This is a genomic window from Dactylosporangium sp. NPDC000555 (genome assembly GCF_040300025.1).
Taxonomy (GTDB): domain Bacteria; phylum Actinomycetota; class Actinomycetes; order Mycobacteriales; family Micromonosporaceae; genus Dactylosporangium.
In genome coordinates this window covers 25974-33714 of record NZ_JBEPDB010000093.1, presented here as the reverse complement: position 1 = coordinate 33714, position 7741 = coordinate 25974, and the positions used below count along the sequence as shown (strand labels likewise).

Below are 7741 nucleotides of genomic sequence, written 5' to 3'. Positions count from 1 at the left end.
TCCTCGGCCTGCAGACGCTCCAGGGTCGGCACGACCCGCTCGTCGCCGGTCGAGCCGAGGGCGACCGCGGCCCAGTAGCGACGGTTCGGATCCCGACCGGTCACGGTGAATCTGGATCGTCGACGATCGCTGCGACGCGGACAGCACGCCGGCGTGATCGGGTGATCTCCGCTTCGGCCTCGGCGCGGTCGGCCCAGACGCCGTGCTCGGCGTCGATGGTCTTGCCCGGTTCGAGATCCTGGTAAATCTCGAAGAAGTGTTGGATCTCCAGTTTGTGAAAGAGTTCCAGGTCGGGCAGGTCCACCAGGTATGTCAGACGCGGGTCGGCGATCGGGACGCAGAGCACCTTCGGGTCCGGGCCTCTCGCGTCGCGCATCCGGAACATGCCGAACGCCCGGCAGCGGATCTGGCAACCCGGGAAGGTGGGTTCCCGGACCAGCACGAGCGCGTCGAGGGGGTCGGTGTCCTCGCCGAGGGTGTGCTCGATGAAGCCGTAGTCCTCCGGGTACTGGGTGGCGGTGAACAGGGTGCGCTCCAACCGGATCCTGCCGGTGTGGCGGTCCACCTCGTACTTGTTGCGTGTTCCTTTGGGGCTCTCGACCGTTACGTCGAACTCCATGCGTTTCGCTCCTCGGGCCATCACCCGTCCCTGCAACGTGCAGCGATCGCGTGAACGCCGCCATCTGCTCCGGCGGCGGTCAGGTCGCCGCTACGGCGATGTCTCGACGGTACCGCGCAGCACCCGGTGATCGTTGGGTACAAGACCAGTGCCCGAACGAGGGCTGGTGCATCGCTGGTGCGCTGTCGAACCCCTCAGGGGGCTATCATTGGTGCGTCGTCTCGACCGCTCCGGACCTCGGCGGCGTCCTCGCTGCCGGCATCATTGGGAGCTTCGAAGGCGACACCGCAGGTGGACCCGTCCGCCGCTACAGCGTGTACCGTTCCCCGAACGCCGTGAGGACCCCACGTCGCGTCGATCTACCGCACAAGCTGGCGGTACACACCCGGCGCGACGCCACACGCGCCGCGTTCGCCCTCGGCGTCCTCCCCACGCGTTGGCGTTCCACCGAACCCCGTACCGGCCGGCACCGAACGAGGCTGCTGACATCGGTCCGGGAGCCGTCGTCATGACGGCGGCTGCGCCGATGTTGATGGCCGTAGGGGTCCGCGGCTGACAGACCTGCAGCGCCGGCTGCTGCACCGCTTCCGCGACAGTACCCAGATGGAGTCGCTGTGCCGCTACAACGACAGATGCCACCCGTACTGGCAGACCCCGCACATTGGGCTCAGCGGCTTCAGCAACGCCGCCGTGCAGGGTCTGGCCATCGCTAACGCCGAAGGCCTGGCGGAAGTGCCGCTCCTCGGCCGGCACGCATCGCCTGTCGGAACACCCTCACCGGAGAGTGGTCGGCCATGACCGTCACGCCCGCGGCGGCGTTGGCGTTCGCGGTGGCCGCGGCGGTCAGCTACGGCGCCGGCTCGGTGACCCAGGCCCTCGCCGCCCGCCGCAGCACCGGCACCCTGCACGCCCTGCGCCACCCGCTGTACATTGCCGGCCTCGGCTGTGACCTGCTGGCTTGGCTGGCGTCCCTCGTGGCACTGCGCACCCTGGCGGTCTACCAGGTCCAGGCCGTCCTCGCCGGCTCCCTCGCGGTCACCGTCCTCGCCGCCCGCCTGCTGCTGGCCGCCCGGATCCGGCGCCGCGACGGCGCCGCCGTCGCGGTCACCGTCCTCGCACTCACGGTCCTGGCCTTGTCCGCAGGCCCGCAGGACCAGGTCCGGCCCTCGGCCATAATCCGGTTCGGCCTGGTCACGGCGACGGTCCTGGTCGCGGTCTGCGGCTGGATCGCCGCACGGGCGGGTTCGCCGGGTGCGAGCGCGGCACTGGCCGGGCTGGCGTTCGGCGGAGCGGCGCTGTGTGCCTGTGCGCTGCCGTTGTCCGCACCCGCGATGCGGGACGTGCCAGCCGTCCTGGGCGCGCTCGCCGCCGAACCCCTCACCTGGGCACTAGCCGGGTTCGGGGTGACCGGGATGCTGCTCTACGCGCATGCACTACAGCACGGGCAGGTCGGGCCGGTCACCGCAGTGCTGTGGATCGTCGAGGTCATCGCACCGTCCGCCATCGGGATCGCGGTCCTGCACGACACCGTACGGGCCGGCTGGGCGCCTTACGCTGTGGTCTCGGTCCTGGCCACCACCGCCGCAGCCGCCGTCCTGGCCACCGCACCCGCAACTGCGGCCGCAACGGCCCACACAGCCGGCGGATGAGCACCCAGTCGCTCTGGCGAACGCCGACCTCGGAGGTACCAAGATGGCGGGGACAGGTCGAGCGCTTCACGGGTCAAGCATGCCGCGATCCTGCCCACACCCAACGCAGGCAAGGCGAAGGTCGTCGATCAGATCCTCCTGACCGTGCATACCTATCTGGAGAACGAGCTGATGTACCCGGAGGTCCGGCGAAAGCCCAGTTCGAGCCGCCGAGCAGGTGTGCGCCGATCGCGGCGGCGGACACCGGTGCCCACCGGGCCCAGCCACGGGCGGCGGTGCGGGTCCGATCGTCGGGGTCGGTAACGTCGTTCGACGCACCGTTGAGACCGATCGCGTCCATGAGCGATCCGCCCAGCCCGACTGCGGCACCGACGTGGTGCAGCGTGCGGACGAGTGTGTCTGGGTGTAGCCGGCGTTTCATGTTTACTTGCGCACACGCGGGAAGTACGAGCGCGCCTAGGCGCCATGCGGTCCGTCGTGGCGAACCTGGCGCCGGCGGCCGCTTACCCCCGCGGCCGGGCATGAGCTGGTACGGGTCCTGGCGCGTACGCCGACGGGTCTGGTCCGCATACCCGCAACGGTGAACACCGCGGACCGACGGATGCCCGGCGCGGTGGACAGAATGCGGTCGTCCCTGGCGATCCTGGCTTTCTGTCCGCAGCCGAGGTGGACGGTAGTGGGCGGCCGCTGGACCAGGCGATCATCCACCATCTGTTGGAGGACTGATGAACTACGAACGGGACGCACACGGAGCCGGTGAAGGGCGGAGAGACGAGCCCATGCCGGCCCGGCGTGACACAGGTCGCGCCCGTGACCGCGATCCGCGCTTCGATGGTGCAGAGCCGGACGGCGGTGCCCGCTCGGTGCCCTCGGACCGGCGCACGGTCCTCGACCGTGAGCAGGAGCGCTACGGCGGGATCAAGTGGGGTTCGGCATTCTTCGGCTGGCTCACCGCCATCGGCACCGCCGTCATCCTCACGGCGTTGCTCGCCGCCGCCGGCACCGCTGTCGGCGTGGCCACCGGTACCAACGCCACGAACGCCGCCGGCAAGGCCGGCCAGCAGGCGACCACGATCGGTATCGTCGGGGGTGTCGCGCTGTTGGTGATCCTGTTGGTCGCCTACTTCTGCGGCGGCTATGTCGCCGGCCGGATGGCGCGCTTCAACGGTATCAAGCAGGGCATCGCCGTCTGGGTGTGGTCGATCGCGATCGCCGTGATCATTGCCATCGCCGGGGCCGTGCTGGGGAGTAAGTACGACGTCCTCAGCAAGCTCAACGGTTTTCCCCGGATTCCGGTCAACGAGGGCGACCTGACGACCGGCGGCATCATCGCCCTGGTCGTTGCCGTCATCGCGGCTCTGGTCGGCGCGGTGCTCGGTGGACTGGCGGGCATGCGGTTCCACCGCAAGGTCGACAAGGCCGGTCTCGATCGCTGAGGACAGGCTACCCGGCCATCGGACGGACCTGCGGAACAAAGCTGTTGAACGACGCCGACCCGCGCCTATGGGACGCGGGTCGCTCGATGGCTGCTGCCGTCCCGCCGACCTACCCGCCGGCTGATTTCCGGCCCGGCAGGGCGAGGCGGGCTGTGGTTTTCCAGACGCCGGGGGTCAGGGCGAGGGAGCCGGTGTTGTACCGCAACCCGAACCGTTCGCAGAGGTCGCGGACTTTCGGGGCGATCTCGGCGTACCGATTGCTCGGCAGGGGCTGTCGTCTACAACGCCCGTGGCCGATCACGCTCCGGCGTGCTGCAGGTCCAGTAGCTGCCCGCGGAAGCCGCCGCCGATGAGTGCGCGGCTGGTCCTGCTCGGCGCTGGCCGGTCCGGTGTACCCGCAAGATCACGGCCGAAAGCCGGACCGACCAACGGGGCGTCATCCGGTCTCTCAGCCGCAGGGCGAGGTTAGGTGCCGGTCGGGGCAGGGCAGGTGGCAGTCGACGTGGAGGGGGTGCGCGGGTTGGCTCTTACGTCCGAAGCCAAGACCGGAGCCACGGTAGAGACGGTCAGGGGAGCAAGCCGGCTCAGCGTTCGCGAGCGCCTGCTCGGGGCCGCCGCGTGGTTGACCACGCCGCTCCTGCCGGACGACTATCTCGGGTTGCTCAATCCGCTGTGGTCGTCCCGGGAGGTGCGTGGGCGGGTCGAGGCGGTAGTGCCGGAGACCGCGGACGCGGCCAGCCTGGTGATCCGTCCCGGGCGTGGCTGGGGGCGGCACCTGGCCGGGCAGTTCGTACGGGTCGGCGTGGACGTCGGCGGGGTGCGGCATGCGCGCAGCTACTCGGTGTCCTCGCCGCCGGAGCGGGCCGACGGGTGTATCACGATCACGGTGAAGGCGGCCCCGGACGGGCTGGTCTCGCCCTACCTGGCGCGTCGGACGGCGCCGGGAACCATCGTCCACCTCACGCCGGCGCAGGGTGAGTTCGTACTGCCGGAGCCTTTGCCGGCTCGGTTGCTGTTCCTGACGGCCGGTAGCGGGATCACTCCGGTGGCGGCGATGCTGCGCAGCCTGGCCGCGCAGGGCGAGATGCCGGACGTGGTGCTGGTGCACTCGGCGCCGACCGCGCAGGACGTCATCTTCGGTGTGGAGCTGCGGGCCCTGGCCGCCCGGTTTCCGCGGCTGCGGTTGCACGAGTGGTACACCCGTGGCGGCGGCCGGCTGACGATGGCGCAGCTGCGCGGGATCTGCCGGGACTGGCGTCGCCGCGATGTCTGGGCCTGCGGGCCGGCCGGGCTGCTCGAGCAGGCCGAGCGGCACTGGCGACGCACTGGGCTCGGCGACCGGCTGCATGTGGAGCGATTCCGGCCCGCCGTGACGTCCGGCGGCTGCGGGGGCCGGGTCACGTTCACCGTCAGCGGGCGGCACGCCGACGCCGACGGCGCCACCCCGCTGCTGGTCGCCGGCGAGAACGCCGGTGTGCTGATGCCCAGCGGCTGCCGCATGGGCATCTGCTACACCTGCGTGGCCCGGCTGCGGGCCGGCCGGGTACGTGACCTGCGCACCGGTCGGGAGCACGGCGATGAGGGAGAGCTGATTCAAACCTGTGTGTCGGCGGCCGCTGGCCCCGTCGAGATTGACCTGTAGCGACCAGTTGGGAGACCTTTCAATGACAGATACCGCACCCGTGTCCGCCGGCCCGGCCGCCCATCTGTCCGATGTCGACATCAAGGAGATCGGCCGCGAACTGGACCAGATCCGGGACGAGGTGATCGCCGACCTCGGCGACGGCGACGCCCGGTACATCCGCCGGGTCATCACGGTCCAGCGGGGCCTGGAAGTCGGCGGCCGGTCACTGCTGATGGCCTCGCTGTTGCCGCCGGCGTGGCTGGCCGGCACCACGTGTCTGGCCGTCGCGAAGATCCTGGAGAACATGGAGATCGGCCACAACGTCCTGCACGGGCAGTGGGACTGGATGCGCGACCCGCAGATCCACTCCAGCACCTGGGAATGGGACTTCGCGTCGCCGGCCGACATGTGGAAACACTCGCACAACTTCGTGCACCACACCTATACCAACGTCCTGGGCAAGGACCGGGACATCGGCTACGCCTTCCTACGGGTGAGCCCCGAGCAGCCGTGGCGCCCGGTCGACCTGGCCCAACCCGTCTCCAATGCGATCCTGGCGGCCGGCTTCGAATGGGGCATCGCGATCTATGACGTCGAGCTCGAACGGGCCTGGCGCGGCGAGAAGAGCTGGGCCGAGGCGCTGACCCAGCTCCACGGCGTCCTGCGCAAGGCCACCCGCCAGGTCGTCAAGGACTACATGGCGTTCCCGCTGCTCGCGGGTCCGGCCTTCCTGCCCACCCTGCTCGGCAACCTCACCGCGAATGTCGCCCGCAATGTCTGGTCGCACGCGGTCATCTTCTGCGGCCACTTCCCGGACGGCTCCGAGGTCTTCAACGAAGACCAGCTCGAGGACGAAAGCCGCGGCGAATGGTACATCCGCCAACTGCTCGGTTCGTCCAACATCGACGGCGGCCCACTGCTGCACATCATGACCGGCAACCTCAGCCATCAGATCGAACACCATCTGTTCCCAGATCTGCCCAGCAATCGGTACGCCGAGATCGCTCCCAAGGTCCGCGACCTGTGCCAGCGCTACGGGCTGCGGTACAACACCGGCTCTTTGGTTCGTCAGACCGCCAACGTCTGGAAGAACATTTTCCGTCTGGCGCTGCCTGGGCCGAAACCCCGGCCGGCGGACACCCCGCCGATCTCGGCGACCGTCTGATCAAGGCGTAGTGCGTCGATCAGCTCGTAGAGTTCGTCGCGTGGCGTCGCTTCCGCCCCGTCGGGGCTTCTGCGCCGTCTGGCGGCTCGGATTACCGCCCCCGGGCGTGGGGTTCGTTGCCGGCGGTGGTGATGACGTGACTCCTGCCGATGGAACTGATTGAACCGCCGCCGCCTGCAGGGCGGCGGCGGGAAACTGACTGTTATCGGCCGGCGGCGTGCGCGAGTTTGGCGCCCACGCCGGCGAGCATCCGGCTGGGGCGTTGCTGTTCGCCCTGCTGCGCGCCGAGCGCGACGATCGCGGTGGTGAGGGCGGGGGTGACCCACTGCAATGCCCGCAGCTGCTGCAGTGTGACGGCGACGTCGTGCGGGGTGGCGTCCGAAGGGACGGTACCGCCTTCAGCGGGGACCTTCCCGGCACGGGCCAGCCTGACGCCGAGTACGCCGCTGTAGGCGGTGGTCCCAATCGCGGCGAGGGTCAGCGCGGTCTTGACCGCGGTGTTCGCGGTGACGCCGGACTGGCTGAGGACTCGGCCGCGGTTGGCGATGAGCAGTCCAAGTCCGCCGAGCAGGTGCGCGCCGATCGCCGCCGCGGACACCGGTGCCCACCGGGCCCAGCCACGGGCGGCGGTCCGGGTCCGGTCGTCGGGGTCGGTGACGTCCTTCGACGCGCCGTTGAGACCGACCGCGCCCATGAGCGATCCGCCCAGCCAAACCGCGGCACCGACGTCGTGCAGCGTCCGGACCAGAGTGTGTTCCTCGTTCATGGCAATCTCCTCACGCGTTCGGGTGACGTGTGCGTTGCAGACATCAGGTCCTGACGCACTCGATGCCCCATGGGTCGGGTTCTACGCCCGCTCATGGGCTCTGCTGCATGGGGCGACGAGCTCCAGGTGAAAGCGGACACCCGGCGCTTCAAAGAGTTCATCCAGCAGCGCGGCGACGCCACGGACGCGTGGCGTGGCGACATCCCGCGCCGCGACAGGTAGATCGTCTTGCCCGAGGTCGCGGTACACGCTGCCCCGGCGTCTGCCGACGGGTTCGTCGGCTCATCCACGACCGGCGGGATCGGCAGGCCACGCGTGTACACCTCGCTCCGCGCGCTCGTCGCGCCGGCCGGGCCGGTCGCGGCGAACCCGCCGTCGGCGAGGACAGGGCGGTGGCCAGGTCGCGTGACGGCATCTCGTTGCCCGCCTGGGCGCGAGCCGTGCGAGTCCGCGGGCGGGGGGTACCGCCGTAGTGCTCGCCG

General features: G+C 70.0%; 6 protein-coding genes. 4 read left to right on the top strand and 2 right to left on the bottom strand.

Translation table 11 applies throughout. From position 1 onward, the window contains the following. Positions 1 to 100 precede the first annotated feature (100 nt). Positions 101 to 619, bottom strand: coding sequence for an inorganic diphosphatase (locus tag ABT297_RS36495; RefSeq protein WP_350557080.1), 519 nt, complete (start codon positions 617 to 619; stop codon positions 101 to 103). Positions 620 to 1413: 794 nt separating this feature from the next. On the opposite strand from ABT297_RS36495, the gene ABT297_RS36490 reads away from it, so the two are divergent. From ABT297_RS36490 to ABT297_RS36475, 4 genes are all read left to right on the top strand, one after another. Beyond that, the gene (locus tag ABT297_RS36490) at positions 1414 to 2268 is read left to right on the top strand and encodes a hypothetical protein (protein WP_350557078.1); all 855 of its coding nucleotides are present in this window, start codon (positions 1414 to 1416) and stop codon (positions 2266 to 2268) included. Between the two features lie 863 nt (positions 2269 to 3131). Then, a complete protein-coding gene (locus ABT297_RS36485; protein ID WP_350557076.1) occupies positions 3132 to 3704 on the top strand; it encodes a hypothetical protein in 573 nt (190 codons plus the stop codon). Positions 3705 to 4224: 520 nt separating this feature from the next. Beyond that, entirely contained in the window at positions 4225 to 5346 is a 1122-nt protein-coding gene (locus tag ABT297_RS36480; RefSeq protein WP_502885701.1) for a ferredoxin reductase, read from the top strand. A gap of 22 nt (positions 5347 to 5368) precedes the next feature. Beyond that, entirely contained in the window at positions 5369 to 6493 is a 1125-nt protein-coding gene (locus ABT297_RS36475) for a fatty acid desaturase family protein (protein ID WP_350557075.1), read from the top strand. Between the two features lie 202 nt (positions 6494 to 6695). Here ABT297_RS36475 and ABT297_RS36470 read toward each other — a convergent pair whose 3' ends face one another. Then, positions 6696 to 7259, bottom strand: a complete 564-nt coding sequence (locus ABT297_RS36470; RefSeq protein WP_350557073.1) for a hypothetical protein — start codon at positions 7257 to 7259, stop codon at positions 6696 to 6698. Between the last annotated feature and the right edge of the window lie 482 nt (positions 7260 to 7741).

Excerpts from the sequence above, each read along its gene's own strand:
- ABT297_RS36475 (WP_350557075.1), top strand. The coding sequence starts at position 5,369 with ATGACAGATACCGCACCCGTGTCCGCCGGCCCGGCCGCCCATCTGTCC.
- ABT297_RS36490 (WP_350557078.1), top strand. The coding sequence starts at position 1,414 with ATGACCGTCACGCCCGCGGCGGCGTTGGCGTTCGCGGTGGCCGCGGCG.
- ABT297_RS36495 (WP_350557080.1), bottom strand. The coding sequence starts at position 619 with ATGGAGTTCGACGTAACGGTCGAGAGCCCCAAAGGAACACGCAACAAG.
- ABT297_RS36470 (WP_350557073.1), bottom strand. The coding sequence starts at position 7,259 with ATGAACGAGGAACACACTCTGGTCCGGACGCTGCACGACGTCGGTGCC.